The organism is Herbidospora cretacea (assembly GCF_001570605.1).
Classification (GTDB): Bacteria; Actinomycetota; Actinomycetes; order Streptosporangiales; family Streptosporangiaceae; genus Herbidospora; species Herbidospora cretacea.
This window is the reverse complement of record NZ_BBXG01000007.1, coordinates 164734-180788: the sequence shown is the minus strand read 5'-3', so window position 1 is coordinate 180788 and position 16055 is coordinate 164734. Positions and strand designations below refer to the sequence as shown.

The 16055-nt window shown below is 70.9% G+C and carries 14 protein-coding genes; 3 read left to right on the top strand and 11 right to left on the bottom strand.

Annotated elements, in window-relative coordinates; all coding sequences use genetic code 11:
- Positions 1 to 3: 3 nt before the first annotated feature.
- The 5 genes from AW270_RS15335 to lanKC all read right to left on the bottom strand — a co-directional run bounded on the left by AW270_RS15335 (position 4) and on the right by lanKC (position 7953).
- The gene (locus AW270_RS15335; protein ID WP_061295006.1) at positions 4 to 1896 is read right to left on the bottom strand and encodes a prolyl oligopeptidase family serine peptidase; all 1893 of its coding nucleotides are present in this window, start codon (positions 1894 to 1896) and stop codon (positions 4 to 6) included.
- On the bottom strand, positions 1893 to 3542 hold the full coding sequence (locus AW270_RS15330) for an ATP-binding cassette domain-containing protein (protein ID WP_061295005.1): 1650 nt from the start codon (positions 3540 to 3542) through the stop codon (positions 1893 to 1895). Before AW270_RS15330 ends, AW270_RS15335 begins: the two co-directional genes overlap by 4 nt.
- The gene (locus AW270_RS15325; RefSeq protein ID WP_061295004.1) at positions 3539 to 5134 is read right to left on the bottom strand and encodes an ABC transporter transmembrane domain-containing protein; all 1596 of its coding nucleotides are present in this window, start codon (positions 5132 to 5134) and stop codon (positions 3539 to 3541) included. Before AW270_RS15325 ends, AW270_RS15330 begins: the two co-directional genes overlap by 4 nt.
- Positions 5135 to 5236: 102 nt before the next feature.
- Complete coding sequence (locus AW270_RS38750) at positions 5237 to 5383, bottom strand: SapB/AmfS family lanthipeptide (RefSeq protein ID WP_157522003.1); 147 nt, start codon at positions 5381 to 5383, stop codon at positions 5237 to 5239.
- A 59-nt stretch (positions 5384 to 5442) separates the two neighbouring features.
- Positions 5443 to 7953 carry a class III lanthionine synthetase LanKC gene (lanKC, locus tag AW270_RS15320; protein WP_082801571.1) on the bottom strand — a complete coding sequence of 837 codons (2511 nt, stop codon included), beginning with the start codon at positions 7951 to 7953 and terminating at the stop codon, positions 5443 to 5445.
- A 161-nt stretch (positions 7954 to 8114) separates the two neighbouring features.
- Between lanKC and AW270_RS15315 the strand changes: the two genes are divergently transcribed.
- Positions 8115 to 8528 carry a CoA-binding protein gene (locus tag AW270_RS15315; protein ID WP_061295002.1) on the top strand — a complete coding sequence of 138 codons (414 nt, stop codon included), beginning with the start codon at positions 8115 to 8117 and terminating at the stop codon, positions 8526 to 8528.
- Here AW270_RS15315 and AW270_RS15310 read toward each other — a convergent pair whose 3' ends face one another.
- The 6 genes from AW270_RS15310 to AW270_RS15285 all read right to left on the bottom strand — a co-directional run bounded on the left by AW270_RS15310 (position 8529) and on the right by AW270_RS15285 (position 14947).
- Positions 8529 to 9524 (bottom strand): LacI family DNA-binding transcriptional regulator, encoded by a 996-nt coding sequence (locus tag AW270_RS15310; protein WP_061295001.1) that lies wholly within the window; start codon positions 9522 to 9524, stop codon positions 8529 to 8531.
- On the bottom strand, positions 9521 to 10894 hold the full coding sequence (locus AW270_RS15305) for a GH1 family beta-glucosidase (protein ID WP_061295000.1): 1374 nt from the start codon (positions 10892 to 10894) through the stop codon (positions 9521 to 9523). The genes AW270_RS15310 and AW270_RS15305 overlap by 4 nt, the downstream gene beginning before the upstream one ends.
- Positions 10891 to 11715, bottom strand: coding sequence for a carbohydrate ABC transporter permease (locus AW270_RS15300; RefSeq protein WP_061294999.1), 825 nt, complete (start codon positions 11713 to 11715; stop codon positions 10891 to 10893). Before AW270_RS15300 ends, AW270_RS15305 begins: the two co-directional genes overlap by 4 nt.
- Positions 11712 to 12677 carry a carbohydrate ABC transporter permease gene (locus AW270_RS15295; protein ID WP_061294998.1) on the bottom strand — a complete coding sequence of 322 codons (966 nt, stop codon included), beginning with the start codon at positions 12675 to 12677 and terminating at the stop codon, positions 11712 to 11714. Before AW270_RS15295 ends, AW270_RS15300 begins: the two co-directional genes overlap by 4 nt.
- A gap of 58 nt (positions 12678 to 12735) precedes the next feature.
- Complete coding sequence (locus AW270_RS15290) at positions 12736 to 14043, bottom strand: ABC transporter substrate-binding protein (protein ID WP_061294997.1); 1308 nt, start codon at positions 14041 to 14043, stop codon at positions 12736 to 12738.
- A gap of 700 nt (positions 14044 to 14743) precedes the next feature.
- Positions 14744 to 14947 carry a hypothetical protein gene (locus AW270_RS15285; RefSeq protein ID WP_061294996.1) on the bottom strand — a complete coding sequence of 68 codons (204 nt, stop codon included), beginning with the start codon at positions 14945 to 14947 and terminating at the stop codon, positions 14744 to 14746.
- 292 nt (positions 14948 to 15239) lie between these two features.
- Here AW270_RS15285 and AW270_RS15280 point away from each other — a divergent pair, with 292 nt between their 5' ends.
- On the top strand, positions 15240 to 15464 hold the full coding sequence (locus AW270_RS15280) for a hypothetical protein (protein WP_061294995.1): 225 nt from the start codon (positions 15240 to 15242) through the stop codon (positions 15462 to 15464).
- A gap of 52 nt (positions 15465 to 15516) precedes the next feature.
- Entirely contained in the window at positions 15517 to 15945 is a 429-nt protein-coding gene (locus tag AW270_RS15275; protein WP_061294994.1) for a hypothetical protein, read from the top strand.
- The last annotated feature ends 110 nt before the right edge of the window (positions 15946 to 16055 follow it).

Genomic DNA, 16055 nt, shown 5'->3' with positions numbered 1-16055 from the left:
TCCCTAACCCTGGTCGAGGCCCAGCTCACGGGCCAGGAACGCCAGCATGTCGGCGGCCAGCCCGGCCGCGCGGTCGGCCGATCGGCCCGCGTGGCCGACGCCGGCCTCGTGGCGGAACAGGATCGGCCGCACGCCGGAGGTCGCCCCCTGGAGGGCGGCGCACATCTTGCGGGCGTGGAGCGGGTCGACCCGGCTGTCGCCGTCGAAGACGGTGAACAGGGTGGCCGGGTAGTCGACCCCCTCCTTGACGTGGTGGTAGGGCGAGTAGGCCAGCAGCCAGGCGAACTGCTCGGGGTCGTCGGCGGAGCCGTATTCCGGCACCCACGAGGCCCCGAGCCCCGACCGTTCGAACCTGATCATGTCGAGCACCGGCGCGGAGCAGACGGCGGCGGCCACCAGTTCCGGCCGCTGGGTGACGAGCGCCCCGACGAGCAGCCCGCCGCCCGACTCGCCGGTGACCCCGAGCAGGTCGGGCCGGGTCCAGCCCGCCGCGATCAGGGTCTCGGCGGCGGCGGCGAAGTCGTCGAACGAGTTCTGCTTGCGCCCCCGCATCCCGGCCCGGTGCCACCCCTCACCCTCTTCTCCGCCCCCTCTGACCTGGGCGAACGCGAAGACGCCACCCGCCTCCAGCCAGGGCAGGACGTAGGAGGAGTAGGAGGGGGTGAGCGGCACCCCGAACCCGCCGTAGCCGTAGAGGACGCACGGGCTCGGCCCCGGCAGCCCCCGGCTGAGCACGACCATCCGGACCGGGGTGCCGTCGGCCGACTGGTAGACGACCTGGTGGGACTCGATCTCGGGCAGCTCGGCCCGGCCCGGGGCGGCCTCCCACAGGGTGGTCTCGCCGGTTCGGGCGTCGTAGCGGTAGACGCTCTCGGGGGTGACGTAGTCGGAGTAGGTGAACCACACCTCGTGGTCGCGGGCGGACATCCGCCCGATGGAGCCGAGACCGGGGAGCGGGACCGCTCCTTGACGCTCCCCGGTCTCGGGATCGTGGACGGAGATCTCTCCGATCGCGTGGCGCACCCACGCCACCAGGAGAACCCCGTCGAGCAGGGCGAAGTCGGCGATCACCGCTTCGGCGTCCTCCGGGACCAGGTCGCGGAAGTCGTGGGGCGCGGCGGGGTCGGCCACGCGCAGGCGTCCCCGGGGGGCGTCGAGGGTCGTGATCATGTACGCCCTCCCGTCGCCCCCCACCGCGACCGCCGACCTGGCCGCGACGTCCTGCTGGACGACCCGCCTGGCCGGGCTGACCAGGTCGCACAGCCACACGTCGTTGCCCGGCCCCCGGTTGACCGACAGGGTGAGCCAGCGGCCGTCGGCGCTGAGGGCCAGGCCGTCGGCGTCGGCCACGTCGAGGTCGTCGCCGCCGAGGCGGTGGAGGCGGGCCCGGCGGTCGCGGACGTAGTAGAAGCCGTCGCCACCCGGCAGCCAGGCCACCGGCGAGCGGCGCAGCCCCCCGACCGGGCCGCCGACGAGGCCCCCGGTCCGGGCGTCGATGACGTAGAGCTCGGAGCGTTCGTCGCCGCCCCGGGAGAGCTGGCAGGCGACGAGCGTGCCGTCGGGTGAGGGGTGCCAGGCCTCCAGCAGGGTGGTCGCGCCGGGGTCGATCGCCTCGGGGTCGAGGATCGGCCGGTCATCGGCGTAGAGGACGGGCAGGCGGCGGCCCGGGTCGCGGCGGACCCGGAAGGCGGTGCCGGCGCGCCAGATCGGGGCCCCCACGACGCCGGTGTCGCTCAGCTCGTCGATCCTGGCCCGGAACCTGTCCCGCTCGGGCAGGAGCTGGCTCTGCCAGACGGCCTCCTGCTGCGCCTGCCAGGCCCGGGTCTCGTCGGAGCCGGGGTCTTCGAGCCAGCGGTAGGGGTCCGCGACGACGTGTCCGTGAATGATGTCGATCATGAAACCTGCCTGAGTCGGGGGTCCCAGTGCCCGGCCAGATCCGCGTAGAGCGGCGAGGCGGCGAGAAGTTCCTGATGGGTGCCGGTGACGACGCGGGTGCCGTCCATGACCAGCACATTCCGGGCCCGGAGGGCCGAGCTGACGCGGTGGGCGACGACGATCAGGGTGCCGCCGCGCGCCGCGAACGCCTGCTCGACGAGCGCCTCGGCCGCCGGGTCGAGGCACGACGTGGCCTCGTCGAGGATGACCAGCGGGGCGTCGGCGAGGTAGGCCCTGGCCAGCGCGACGAGCTGCCGGTCGGACGGTCCGAGCTCGGTGGCCGCCGACTGAAGCCTGATGTGCCCCGCGCCGAGGGCGTCGAGGGCCTCCCGCATCCGTCGCGGCTCGTGGTCGCCCAGGTTCTCGGCGACGGTCCCCCGGAAGACGTAGGCCTCCTGCGGGATCAGCGCCCGCTGTCCCCTGTCGACCCGCGCGGCCGGGACCCCGCCGACGATCACCCTGCCCTGACCGGGCGCGACCATCCCGGCGATCAGGGCGGCGAGGGTGGACTTGCCGATCCCGCTCGGCCCGACGACCGCGAGGTGCTCCCCTTCGGCGATGACCAGGTCGAGGTGGTCGACGACCGGCAGCGCCTGGGGCCCGTAGGCGAACGTGACCCCCTTCAGCTCGGTGTGCACCCCCTCGGCCCGGCGGGTCTCCTGCGCCGGTGGTGGCAGGGCGGCCCGCAGCCGGGTCAGCGTGACCCAGAGCCGCACCCCGCTCTCCCCCAGCCCGCTGGCCAGGTTGAACAGCGCGGGCGTGAGTGACTGCATCACGTAGGCCAGCGTCCCGAGCACGACACCGGGGGTCGCGCCCAGGCGCGGCCCGTAGGCCAGCACGAGCAGGATCGGCGCCCACGCCCCCGCCCCCAGCACGACGGTGCGGAGCGTGGTCACCCCGGCCAGCCTGCGCGCCGCCCGTCGCTGGCCGTCGAAGCGGGCGCCGGCGTAGCGGGCGGCGTGCTCCTCCTCACCGGACGCGGCGACGTCGCCGAGCGCGGCGGTGACCCTGACCAGGCTCTCGGCGGTGGCCTCGTCGGCGAGCAGATAGCCGTGCTGCCGCCTGGCCAGCTCCGGCAGCGAGAAGAGGAACGCGCCGAGCCCGAGCAGCAGCGGCGGCAGCACCAGCAGGAGCAGCTCCGGCATCAGCGCCGCCACCCCGGCGACGACCCCGAGAAGGGCGAACACGAACGCCTTGACCGACCCGATGACCCCGGTGAAGGCGTCGCGGGCCACCTCGACCTGGAGGTTGGCCCTGGTCACGGCGGCGGGGTCGTCCTTGCCCGACTCCAGCGCCCCGCGCACGGTCGCCGTCAGCAGCCCCTCCCGCACGGGCTCGACGATGGTCGCCAGCGTGACGACCACCTGCCGCGCCCCGACGGCGGCGAAGACCCAGGAGACCCCGAGCAGCAGCGTCCAGGAGAGCCCGGCGACGGCCCGCTGCGCGGTGAACGCGTCGACCGCCCGCGCGATGGCCAGCCCGATGACGAACGCCGGGGCGGCCTCGACCAGCGACCAGAGGACGAACCGCCGCGCCTGCCCCGGCTGGGCGTGGAACGACCGCCAGAGGAACGGCCCGACCCGGGTCCGGCGTCCGAAGGAGGTCACGCGCCCCCCTGGAAGACGGCCCGGTAGGCCGGGTCGTGCCACAGCGCGAGATGGCGGTCGAAGCCGCGCAGCCGCCCGTCGTGGAGCCAGACCACCCGGTCGGCCCGCGCGGCGACGGCGGCCCGGTGGGTCACCGTGACGCGGGTGCGGGCGTCGGCGGACAGGGCGTTGGAGACCTGCCGCTCGGTGATGGTGTCGAGGCTGGATGTGGCGTCGTCGAGCACCAGCAGCCGGTTGCCCTTCGCGAACGCCCTGGCCAGGCCGAGCCGCTGGCGTTCGCCGCCCGACAGGGGGGCCTCGGCGAGGGCGGTCTGGTAGCCGTGGGGCAGGCGGCGGACGAAGTCGTCGGCCCCGGCGGCCACGGCCGCGGGACGGGAGCCGCCGATCGCGTCGGCGACGGTGTCGCCGACCAGATGGGGCCGGGCGACGGCATAGCCGACGGCGGCGCGGAGCGACGCGCGGGTCAGCGACCGCAGGGGCACGCCGTCGAGCAGGACCTCACCGCTCTCCGGGTCGTCGAGGCGCGCCGCGAGACGCGCGAACCGGGCGGCCCCGGCGCCGACCACGGCCACCGAGGCGCCGCCCGGGATCTCCAGTGCGAGGCCGGGGACGTCGTGGAAGGTCAGTCTTCCGGGTCCGGCGGGCAGCGTCCGCACCCCGTGGGTCCGGGGGCACTCGTCGAGGATCTCCGCCAGCCGCGCGCCGGCCGCGCGGGCGCGGGCCAGCCGCCCGAGTGATCCGATCGCGGGCCCCAGGCCCGCGCCGATGACCACATAGCGGGCGGCGGCGTAGAGCTCGCCGACCGAGAGTTCCCCGGCCGACAGCCGCCAGCCGCCTACGGCCAGCACCAGCACCTCAAGCAGCGGCACCACGATCGCGGCCCGCGCCCCCGCGTCGGCGTTGGCCCGCCACAGCGCCATCGCGTGGCCCCGGACCACCGGCAGCGCGGTCAGCACCCGCGAGGTCTCCCGCTCGGCGGTCCCGGCGGCGGCGATGGTGCGGGCCCCGGCGACCGCCTCGACCAGCCGGGACGCGATGTCGGCCTGCGCCTCCTGGTAGCCCCCGGCGATCACCGTGGACGTCTTCAGAAACCGCTTCAGCACGAAGGCGATCACGACCAGCCCGCCCGCCAGCGTCAGCGCCAGCCACGGATCGATCAGCACCAGCAGCACGAGCGCCCCGGCCGACGGCACCACGAGCGCCACCGACGCGACCATCGCGTCACCGGCCCGCCCCGCCTCCTCGGCGTTGACGCCGAGCCGGGTGACCAGGTCGCCCTCGGGGATCCGCCGGGTCACCCCGGGGCCGACGCCCAGCAGATGGGTGAGCGTCCGGTGACGCAGCCAGGCCGCCGCCCGCGCGCCACCGGTCCCGCTCGCGTAGACGCCGAGACCGTCGCAGGCGACGAGGAGCACCACGACGGCCCCGGCCAACGCCACCCAGGAGGGAGAGAAGGTGTCGACGGCGCGGCCGAGCACGAACGGCAGCGCCAGCTCAAGGCCGGCGCCGGCCAGCGCGACAGCGGCGAGCACGCCCGCCGCGGGCCCGCTCCGCCTGATCGCCTCGGCTGTCAGCCGATCGGCCGTCCGCAACGCCGGGTCCCTCTCTTCACGTGGGCGAGAACTGAACGAACAACTGCGCATGAACAAGGGAGGGCCCTGAGCTCCCGCGAGCCCAGGGCCCCGATCGGGTGCCTAGTGGCAGAGCAGCAGGCTCAGGTTGCTGGGCGTCTGGGACGCGCAGCCGAGCAGGGTCAGCGTGCTGCCGCCGCCGCCGTGACCGCCGCCACCGGGGTGACCGCCGCCGGGAAGCTCCATCGCCTGAAGGTCGAGAAGAACCATGGTCATGCTCCTTTGTGAGATGTCTATCGGGAGGAATTCGAGATCTTAGAAAGGTGGAGCTAGCTGTTCGGGGCCCCGATCACCTCCTTGGCCGGTGGGTGCGGGGGGGCGCCACCGGGCACGGCGTGGGGCTCCGCGCCGAGTGGATGTGTGAAGGGCAACGGGTTGCCGCTGAGGGCGTAGAGGACGCCGGCGGTGCCGGTCGCGAAGTCCATCGACAGCCGGAGCAGCTGGTCGCCGGGGAAGGCGATCCCGTCGCGGTAGGGAAGGATGTGCCAGTCGAGGCCGGGGATCAGCGTCCGGTCGGCCAGGATCATGCCGGCCCGCCCGGAGAACAGGCCGGGCTGCACGAAGAAGCGGCAGCGGCCCACTTTCACCAGGTCGGGCAGCGCGGCGGCCAGGGGTGACCCGGGCCGGTGGCGGAGCAGGTCGGCCAGCGCGATCGCGATGCCGACCGACCCCTCGTCGAGGTAGGGCAGCGTCCGCCAGCCCTGGTCGACCTGCAGCGATCCGTCGGCGGTGGTCGTGCACCGTTTCAGGTCGAGGCGCAGCGCGTGTTCGGCCAGGTCGAGCAGGGCGGGGTCGCGGGTGTGGTCGTAGGCGCGCAGGAAGAGGAGGGCGGGGCCGCTCAGGCCGTGGAGAAGACCGGCTCTGGGGTTGGCGCCGCCGGAGATCTCCGGCACGTCGGCGGGCAGCCGGTCGGCGCAGAGTTCGACCAGCGGCTGGGCGTCGAGCCCCAGGTGGAGCAGGTTGAGCCCGATGCCGGGCAGCCCCGACCAGAGGCTGAGGTCGAGATCGCGCCACGGGCCGGCCATGGCCCGGTCGACGAGGTCGAGCGCCCTGTCGACGTGCCCGAACCGGTCGAGGACGTAGGCGACGCCGTGGAGCCCGTCGTAGAAGCCGGGCGGGGCCTCGCCCTGCTGGCGCAGGAGCCACTCTTCGTGGTCGGGGAACCGTCCGGCCCCCGACGCGTCGAGCGCGAACAGCACCCCGGCCGCGCCGTGGGCCATGTTGATCCCGCCGCCGGGCCGGAACTGGGCGACGTCGCCGGGGAACAGCCGGTCGGCGCGGTGGGGGGTGGCGCTGGCCAGGATCGCCCGCGCCATCGCCGTCATCGGATCGCCGCTGGTCACGCTCACCGTGGGCCCGCCCCCGAGGGCCCCGGTGATCGTGTGGACGGCCCGTTTGATCAGCTCGGCCGGCACCGGGAAGGTGTCGACGATCATCTGCCCGAGCTGGGCCGCCTTGGCCCGCGCCAGCGGCACGGTGATCGTGAGCTGCGGCGCGAACAGGCCCAGCGTGAGACAGGCCAGGGCGTAGTGGTCGACGTCGGTGCCCCGCCGGTCGGCGGGCGCCTGGAAGGCCGGATGGGCCAGCACCGACCGGCCGAGGTCCTCGGCGAACGTCGCCACCTCGAAGTCGATGAGGACGAGCCGCCCGTCGGGCGTGATCAGGATGTTGTTCGGATGGAGGTCGCAGAAGACGACGCCCCGTTCGTGGAGCGCCGCGACGGCGGCCTGGACCTTTGGCAGCGTGTCGAGCGCCCAGACGGTGTATTCGGCGATCGACCCGGCCGAGGCGTCGGCCCTGGTCAGCGGGAACGTGCGGACCAGCGTGCGCTGCAGCGGCGTGGCGTCGACGAACTCCATCACCAGGAAGTGGTGGTCGCCGAGCACGAAGTAGTCGCGGTAGCCGGGCGCGCAGTCGAGCCCGTCGAGCCGTCGCAGCACGTCGCGCTCGTGTTGGAGCCGTGCCACCGCGTCACGCTCGGACGCGTCGAGCCCCGCCATCGGCCGGGCCTCCTTGAGGACGACCCGCTCGCCGGTCCGCCGGTCGGTGGCCAGGTAGACCCCGCCCCCGTTGGAGAAGTGCATGACGGAGTCGACCGCGTAGGGCAGCTCGGTCGTGGTGACCGCGTTCCTGGCCTCGAGATGGGCGTGGAGGAAGTCGGGCAGCGTCACCCACGGCGGGATCGTGAACGAGGGCCCCCGCTCGTCGGGCACCAGCTCGCCCCGGTCGTTCTCCATCGCCGGCACGAGCTCCCCGTTGGGGGCGGCGCAGCGCCGGGCCACGAATCCTCCGTAGCGCACGAAAAGGGGCCCGTCGCCGTAGCGGAGATCACTCAGGATGTACGGCCCCCGTACCCCCGCCAGCAGGCCGTCGAGCTCCTTGAGCGTCAGTTCGAGACAGTCCTGGCGCGGGTAGATGGTGACCAGTTTGCCGCTCGCGCCCCGCGAGGCACCTTTTGAGTTGAGCATGGTGACAACGGACCGGCTGCGCAGGAATTTGAAGGGAATATCACGCTCGACGCAATAGTCCCAGACGATTTCCAGCACCCGCGCCGCGTCGGCCAGCCCGGCCGACACATGGATCTTCCAGCCCTGCGGCGGAACATCGTGGCCGGTCGGGGCGTAGTGGAACCAGGTGTCGGACGGCTGGTGGGACCAGCCACGCGGAACGTCACGCCCGGCCACGGCGAAATCGGGAATTTCGGTTCCGCGCCGGTCGGGGGTGTCATAGAAAAGCCGGTCCGCGAGGCAATAAAGCTCATATTGGTCATTCACTGCCATCTCCCTGCTTTCTGCTAACAGGAAGAATTGCGGATAACCCCAAGAGCTTCTAGTTACAAGTTCAATCAATCCTCTGTGGGCAAACGTCACGGGTGCCGTCGTGAATACCCGGCCTGACCTGTGCCGGAAGAGAGCCGACGATCACGTTGTTGCACCAAGACATGGGAGATCGTTTCGCCGACCTGACGGTCATCCGGCGCCTGCTGAACGAGACGACGACGTGGGCTTTCGTCGGTTTGTCCGGCGATCCGGGCAGGACCGTCTACAACCAGGCACAACTCATGAAGCAACGCGGCAAAAAGATCATTCCGGTCCATCCGGACGGACGCCCCGTCCTCGGCGAGACGACCTACCGGACCCTCGCCGAGATACCGGTCCCCGTCGAGGTGGTCGCGATCTACCGGCGCACCGCCTTCGCGGGCGGCATGATCGACGAGGCCGTCGAGATCGGGGCGGGGGCGGTCTGGCTGCCGCTCGACGTCTACGACGAGGAGGCCGGCGACCGGGCGCTGGCGGCCGGGCTCGACGTGGTCATGAACCGCTGCCCGGCCGTGGAGTGGGCGCTGCGCCGCTGATCAGCCCGACTCCCGGACCACCAGTTCCGTCGGCAGTATCACCGGGTCGGCGGGCCCGTCCTCGAACAGCCCCAGCAGCAGGCTGACCACGGCGAGCGCCTGGTCGGCCATCGGGCTGCGGACCGTGGTCAGCGGGGGGTCGGTGTAGAGCGCGGCCTCTATGTCGTCGAACCCGACCACGGCCACGTCGTCCGGCACCCGCCGGCCGGCCCGTCTCAGGGCGTGCAGTGCTCCTATGGCCATCAGGTCGTTCGCCGCGAAGACCGCGTCGAGCCCGGGGTCGTCCTCCAGGAGCTGGCACATCGCCTGGTCCCCGGACACCCTGGTGAAGTCGCCGACCGCGATGATCGACCGGCGGCCCGTGTCGCGCAGCGTCTCGCGATACCCGGTCAGCCGGTCCTGGGACGCGATCATGTCGAGCGGCCCCGAGATGGTGGCGATCCGCCGCCGTCCCCGGGCCAGCAGGTGCTCGACGGCCTGCCGCGCCCCGCCCAGGTTGTCGTTGTCGACGTAGGGGACCGAGGGCGCCGAGACGGGCTTGCCGAAGGACGCCATCGGCAGGCCCATCCGCATCAGCGCCGCTGGAAGCGGATCGGCGCCGTAGAAGGACACGAGCATGACGCCGTCGACGTGACCGGCGGCGACGTACTCCTGGACGCGCACCCGGCTCTCGTCCGACCCGGCCAGCATCAGAACGACCTGCTTGGACGCCGCCTCCAGCGCCCGCGACGCCGAACGCACCACGGCCGAGAACATGGGGTCGTCGGAGAACAGGCCGGCGGGCGGGTCGGACACCACCAGGGCGATCGAGTTCGTCCGCTGGGTCACCAGGCTGCGGGCGACCGAGTTGGGCACGTAGCCCAGTTCGTTCACCGCCCGCAGCACCAGCTCGCGGAAGTTCGGCGTCACGGTCGTGTCGCCGTTGACCACCCTTGAGACGGTCGACTTGGACACGCCGGCGCGGGCGGCGACCGCCTCCAAGGTAGGACGTTTCACTCGATGCCGTTCCGCTGGATGACGTCGCGATACCACAGGGCGCTGTCCTTGGGCAGGCGGCGCTGAGTGGCGTAATCGACTCGAACGATACCGAATCGCTGGTGGTACCCCTCCGCCCACTCGAAATTGTCGAAAAGGGACCACACGAGGTAGCCGCGCAGATCGGCTCCCGCCGCGATGGCCTCGTGGCAGGCGCGCAGGTGACCGTCGAGGTAGGAGACCCGGTCGCTGTCGGGCACCCGGTCGCCGACGACCTTGTCGTGGAAGGCGGCGCCGTTCTCGGTGACGAGGAGGCCGACGTCCGGGTAGTCGCGCGACAGGCGCACCAGCAGCCGGGACAGGCCCGACGGGATGATGGGCCAGCCCATGGAGGTCTGCGGGCCCTCGATGACGGCGAACTCGACGCCGTCGGTGCCCGGCCAGGCCGTCGGGGCCACGGCTCCGGCGGCGGCCTGGACGACGCACGGGTTGTAGTAGTTGATCCCGAGCAGGTCGATCGGCTGGCAGATGATGTCCAGGTCGCCGTCGCGGATGTGGTCGAGGCCGCCGTGGCGTTCGGCGATCTCCAGGACCTCCGCCGGGTAGGTCCCCTTCAGCGCCGGGTCGAGGAACTGCCGGTTGAGCAGGGCGTCCACCAGGTGCACGGCGGCGGAGTCCTCCCCCGACAGCGCGATCCCCGCGTCCAGGATCTGCGCCGGAGTCACGACCGGGGCCATGTTCAGCGTCAGGGCCAGGGTGCCGGTCAGGTTCTGGGCGGCCAGGCCGTGGGCGAGCAGCAGGTGGTGGGCCGCCTTGAACGCCGCGGCGGGGTCGGTGACGCCGGGGGCGTGCACGCCGCTGCCGTAGCCGAGGAACGCCGAGACCCAGGGCTCGTTCAGGGTCGTCCAGGTGGAGACCCGGTCGGAGAGCCGGGCGTGCACGGCCGCCGCGTAGTCGGCGAAGTAGTAGGCGGTGTCGCGGGAGGTCCAGCCGCCGCGGTCCTCCAGGTTCTGGGGCAGGTCCCAGTGGTAGAGGGTCACGTACGGGGTGATCCCCGCCGCGAGGAGCTCGTCGACCAGGCGGTCGTAGAAGTCGAGGCCGCGGGGGTTGGCCGGGCCCGAGCCGTCGGGGACGACCCGGGGCCAGGCGGTGGAGAAGCGGTAGACGTCCAGGCCGAGATCGGCCATGAGACGCACGTCCTCCGGATAGCGGTGGTAGTGGTCGCAGGCCACGTCTCCGGTGTGGCCGTCGGCGACCTTGCCGGGGGTGCGCGCGAAGGTGTCCCAGATGGACACGCCGCGGCCGTCTTCCCGGGCGGCCCCCTCCACCTGGTACGACGCCGTGGCGGCGCCCCAGATGAACCCCTCGGGAAACTCGATGTCCGGCGTCATCCCTTGACCGCCCCCTGCATGATTCCTCCGATGATGTGCTTGCCGAGCAGGGCGAACACGATGACCAGCGGCAGGGTGCCGAGGGCGGTCCCCGCGAGGCCCATCACGTAGTCGTTGACGTAACCGGCGGCGAGGGTGGAGAGCGCCACCTGGACCGTCGGGTTCTCCGGGGTGAGCACCATGAGCGGCCACATGTAGTCGTTCCAGGCCGTCATGAAGGTGAGCATGCCGAGCACGGCGGCGGCCGGGCGGGCCGCCGGGAAGACGACGTGCCACACCAGGCCCCAGGTCGTGCAGCCGTCGACCCGGCCCGCCTCCAGCAGCTCGGTCGGCAGCGCGCGGGACAGGAACTGCGTCATGAAGAACACGCCGAACGCGTTGACCAGGGCGGGCACGACGACGGCGTACAGGGAACCGACCCACTCCAGCTTCACCATGAGGATGTAGAGCGGGATGATTCCGGCCAGGGTCGGCACCATCATCGTGCCGACCGTCATGAGCAGCAGGATGTTGCGGCCGCGGAAGCGCAGTTTGGCGAAGGCGAAGCCGGCCAGGGTCGAGAAGAACATGACCGAGATCGAGATCGAGCCCGCCACCAGGACCGAGTTGAGCATCGCCAGGCCGAACGGCACGGTGTCGAAGACCCGCGAGACGTTCTCGAAGAAGTTGCCGCCGGGGAAGAGCGGCGGCGGCACCGACGCCAGCGACGCGTTGTCGCGCGAGGCCACCACGACCGAGTAGTAGAGCGGGATCGTGAAGAAGAACGCGACCGCGGTCAGGGTGAGGTAGGTCAGCCGGTTGTTGACCCGACGGCCGGTCATCGGATGCTTCCCTTCATCCTGTTGGTGAGCAGGTAGTTGATCCCTGCGATGATCAGGATGAAGACGAAGATCATCCAGGAGATGGCAGAGGAGAAGCCGAAGTCGAGGCGCATGTAGTTCTCGTAGAAGAACAGCGAGAGCGTCTGGTACTGCCGGTCCTGTCCGCCGGTGAGGGTGTAGGCGCCGAACAGCAGCGGCTCGGCGAAGATCTGCATCGACCCGATGGTCGAGGTGATCACCACGAACGCGATCGTGGGCCGGATCATCGGCACCGTGACCTTGCGGAGCTGGGTGAAGCTCGACGCGCCGTCGATGGTGGCGGCCTCATACAGCTCTCTCGGTACGGCCTGCATCGCGGCCAGCAGGATGAGCGCGTTGTAGCCCGTCCACCGCCACATGATCATGGTCGAGATGGCCACGTGGGAGCTCAGGGTGCCGTCACGCCAGGCGATCCCGTCGAGGCCGAAGCTGGTGATGACCCAGTTGATCAGGCCGAAGTCGCGGCCGAAGATCTGCGAGAAGATCACCACGACCGCCACGACGCTGGTGACGTTGGGCAGCAGCAGGGTGATCCGGAAGAAGTTCTGCGCCCGCAGCGGCCGGTTCAGCAGATGGGCCAGCCACAGGGCCAGCAGCAGCTGCGGCAGCATCGACAGCAGGCCGATCGACAGCGTGTTGAACGTGGCGTTCCAGAAGTAGGAGTCCGCCAGCAGGACCCGGAAGTTCTCCAGGCCCACGAAGGTGTGCTCGTCGTCCAGCAGCGTCCACTCGTGCAGGCTCACCCAGAGCGTGTAGCCGATGGGGAAGAGCCCGAAGGCGCAGAACAGCAGGAAGAACGGGGCGACGTACGCGTACGGGGAGGCCTTGACGTCGACGGTGTGCCGCCAGTGGCGGGCGGTCAGCCGGCGCTTGCCTCCCGGTCGCCGTGGCGGCGCGGGACGTTCCGGGGCACGCGTGGCCATGGCGCTCCTTTCGAGGGAAGGCGGGGTGACCCCGGTGGGGCCACCCCGCGGCGTACGGCTACTTGATCTTCTCGGAGTCCGCGACGGCCTGCTTCCAGGCTTCCTCGGGGTCCTGGCCCTGGAGCTCGATGCGGCCGAGGCCGTTGCCCATGGCCACGTTGACGTCACCCGACTTGGGGCCGGTGTACTGCGGCTTCAGCGCCTTGGCGGCGTCGGTGAAGATCTTGCCGATGGGGGCGTCGCCGAAGTAGGGGTTCACGAAGTCGGCGACGGCCGGGTCGGTGTACAGGGCGGGCAACGACGGCAGGGCCGAGGCGTCCTTCCACAGGGAGAGCTGGCTCTCCTTGCTGGTCAGGAAGTTGATCAGCTCGGCGGCCTCCTTGGGGTGCTTGCCCTGCTTGGGGGCGAGCAGGTGGGTGCCGCCCTGGTTGCCGCCGCCGCCGGGCACGGCCGCGATGTCCCAGGTGCCCTCGCCGGGCTTCTGGTCCTTGATCACGCCGGTCTTCCAGGCGGGGCAGACCATGGTCGCGAAGGTGCCCTTGGCGATGCCGGTGGTCCACTCGGGGGTGAACGCGGTGAGCTTGCCCGACAGCTTGTTCTGGATCATCGAGACGGCGACGTCCCAGGCCTTGCGCACGTCGGGGTTGCTGCCGACGACGACCTTGTCGCTGGTGTCGTAGAAGCCGACGGGGGCCTGCTCGACCATCGCACGGAAGTGCTCACCGGGGCCGTCGGTGAAGGCGGCCTTGCCGCCCGCGGCGACGAACTTCTTGCCGGTCTCGACGTACTGCTCCCAGGTCGGCCACAGGGCGCTGACCTCGTCGCGGTTGGTCGGCAGGCCGGCCTCCTTGAAGAGGTCGGGCCGGTAGCACATGGCCAGGCCGCCGACGTCGGTGCCGAGGCCGATGAGCTGGGAGCCGTCCTTCGACAGGCCGAGCTGCCACTTCCAGTCGAGGTACTCCGACTGGCGGGAGTTCAGGCCGTAGTCGTTCAGGTTGTGGAACTTGTCGGCGACCTCGCGGAAGGTGGCGATGAAGCCGCCCTCGACGGCGACGATGTCGGCGGCGCCCGCGCCGGTGGCGACCTGGGTGACCAGGTTGTTGTGGTGGTCGTTGAACTGCGCCCGGCGTTCGGTGATCTCGACGTTCGGGTGGGTCTTCTTGAACTCCTCGTACAGCGGCCCGTAGTGGAAGTCACTGAAGAGGGCGACTGTCAGCTTGACCGGCTCGGTGTTGGCGGGAGCGGCCGAACCACTGGCGGCGCCCGGGGCCGGCGTGTTCTCGCCACCACCACAGGCGGCCAGGAGGGAAGCGGCGATCAGGAGCACCAGCAGCCGCGCGGCACGGCGGCGAGGGGGGTGAGACATGCCGATGGAACCTTCCTATTTTTGATCATGAAGAGAACGTTCCCTGGAGTGAGGGTCGAGCTGGGCCCAGGGGGTTGTCAATGGGCTGCGAGATAACGATCGTCGTGACCTCCAGGGAACGTTCCCTGGCGTTTTCACGTGTTTCAGCAGTTCACAGGCGTGCATCAGGGATCTCCTGAATCAGGTAGAGCGCTTTCTCGATTGTCACTGGATTTCCCGCAAGTTAATCCTAGTCTTGACAAAAGTCCAGATTCGGCAGGACGATCCTGCCGCGAGAGCGCTTTCTGTTCTCTCAGGCACGGCTCAGCGCCGTCTTTCCGCCGAGGAGGTCCCATGGGGAGATCAGCCCAGGTGGTCAGGCACGCGGGGCCGGAGACAGGGCGCGCTCGACGGTCCACCGCAGGAGGCACTGCGGAGGACACCGCAGAATCACCGCAGGAGGCACTGCGGGATGCGTGGCAAGAAGGTGCGAGCAGTACCGGACCGTCGGTGCCGGAAGGGTCGCGCCGGACCCAACCGGCACCGAACGCCACCGATCACACTTCCGCCAACCGGCGGTCACCGCTCTCAACGCCACCGAACGCCGTCGGTCACCGCTCTCAACGCGACCGAACGCCGCTGGTCACGGCCTTCGACGTCGGCGTAAGCGGGTCATGGTGACACTGTCCGCGCCGACCGGGGCAGCGCGGATCACGGGGTGTCAGCCCTGGGATTTCAGGGCTTCTCGTCGGCCTTCCAGCTCCTCCGCGAGGGTGTCGAGCTGGTCGGCGTTGGCGATGAGGGAGGAAAGCTCGGCCGAGTCGGCCGGGCCGTCACCCGCCCGGTCGCCGATCTGCTCCCGCAGGGAACGGGCCTCGGCGCGAATGCGGGCGATCTCCTCTTCAACCTGCTGCAGCTCACTCATGAAAGCCCCCTACCCGGTCAAATGGAGTTCATGGATCGCCCGATGTAAAACCGGGAGATGACGCCCTCATCCGTGGTCCCCGCCGACCGGAGGCGGCACCCACCACGCGGCGGCCTGGTGAGCCGGATGCTCCAGCAGTCGGGCATTCCGCTCTCGGAGGCGATATGAGCCGGTCTGAGCGGCGGCATCGGTTTCCGGTACGCGATCTCCGACCTTCCCCGACGCCCCGGTTCCAGCCGGAATCCTTCATCCCGGCGGCGCTGGGGCCAGCCCGAAGCGGCGGCGGCCCACCGTGAGGCCGGGGCGCCTGGACCGCCCTCTCACGCTCCCCGGCCTGAGCCGGTTCGCCGAGGAGTACACAACGATCGAGCGGATGGGGAGGCTGGCCGCGGAGGCGTACAGGCTGAGAACCGAACTGGGCGGGGCGGAACGCCGCGACCTGTTCACCGCCCTGGCCGGGCCGGCGGAGGTGGCGCCGCGCCGGAAAGAACGGGCCTGGGCAGACATGAACGGCTGATTCGCGGGCAGACGAGTGGGCCACGCCACATCTGCATTCGAGGTGAGAACACATGGTTCTTCTGGGCCTTCTCCTGATCGTGGTCGCGGGTGCAGTCTTGATCGAGATCTCCATTCAGGACACCACCGCGACGGCCTCCACCCCCATCTCCGTCTTCGACTGGAACTTCACGCTCACCGCCTTCGAGATGTTCCTGCTCGGCGCGGCCACCGCGGCGGGCGTCCTCATCGGCCTGGCGATGGTCAGCGGCGGCATGCGCCGCAGCGTGACCAAGCGCCGCCGCCTGCGCGAGGAGCGGCTGGCCGAGCGTGACCGCGTCTCCCGGCTGGAGAGCGAGAAGCGGAACCTGGAGCGCAAGCTCGTCGACCAGAACCACAACGGCGTCGACGACCGCGACGAGACCCGGCCGGTCGACCGCGCCGAGGACAACGACCAGCTCGTGGCAGGCGGCCGGCACTCCCGGCGCGACGACGCCTTCTGAGCACTCACCGATCTTCGGCCCCCGCCTCCTCCATGGGCGGGGGCCGACACCATTCCCGGCATTGGAACGGTTCTGCCATGCTTCTTCCGATCAATAGCGGAGAAGAGTGC

Excerpts from the sequence above, each read along its gene's own strand:
- AW270_RS15335 (WP_061295006.1), bottom strand. The coding sequence starts at position 1,896 with ATGATCGACATCATTCACGGACACGTCGTCGCGGACCCCTACCGCTGG.
- AW270_RS38750 (WP_157522003.1), bottom strand. The coding sequence starts at position 5,383 with ATGGTTCTTCTCGACCTTCAGGCGATGGAGCTTCCCGGCGGCGGTCAC.
- lanKC (WP_082801571.1), bottom strand. The coding sequence starts at position 7,953 with ATGGCAGTGAATGACCAATATGAGCTTTATTGCCTCGCGGACCGGCTT.
- AW270_RS15315 (WP_061295002.1), top strand. The coding sequence starts at position 8,115 with ATGGGAGATCGTTTCGCCGACCTGACGGTCATCCGGCGCCTGCTGAAC.
- AW270_RS15305 (WP_061295000.1), bottom strand. The coding sequence starts at position 10,894 with ATGACGCCGGACATCGAGTTTCCCGAGGGGTTCATCTGGGGCGCCGCC.
- AW270_RS15300 (WP_061294999.1), bottom strand. The coding sequence starts at position 11,715 with ATGACCGGCCGTCGGGTCAACAACCGGCTGACCTACCTCACCCTGACC.
- AW270_RS15295 (WP_061294998.1), bottom strand. The coding sequence starts at position 12,677 with ATGGCCACGCGTGCCCCGGAACGTCCCGCGCCGCCACGGCGACCGGGA.
- AW270_RS15290 (WP_061294997.1), bottom strand. The coding sequence starts at position 14,043 with ATGTCTCACCCCCCTCGCCGCCGTGCCGCGCGGCTGCTGGTGCTCCTG.
- AW270_RS15285 (WP_061294996.1), bottom strand. The coding sequence starts at position 14,947 with ATGAGTGAGCTGCAGCAGGTTGAAGAGGAGATCGCCCGCATTCGCGCC.
- AW270_RS15275 (WP_061294994.1), top strand. The coding sequence starts at position 15,517 with ATGGTTCTTCTGGGCCTTCTCCTGATCGTGGTCGCGGGTGCAGTCTTG.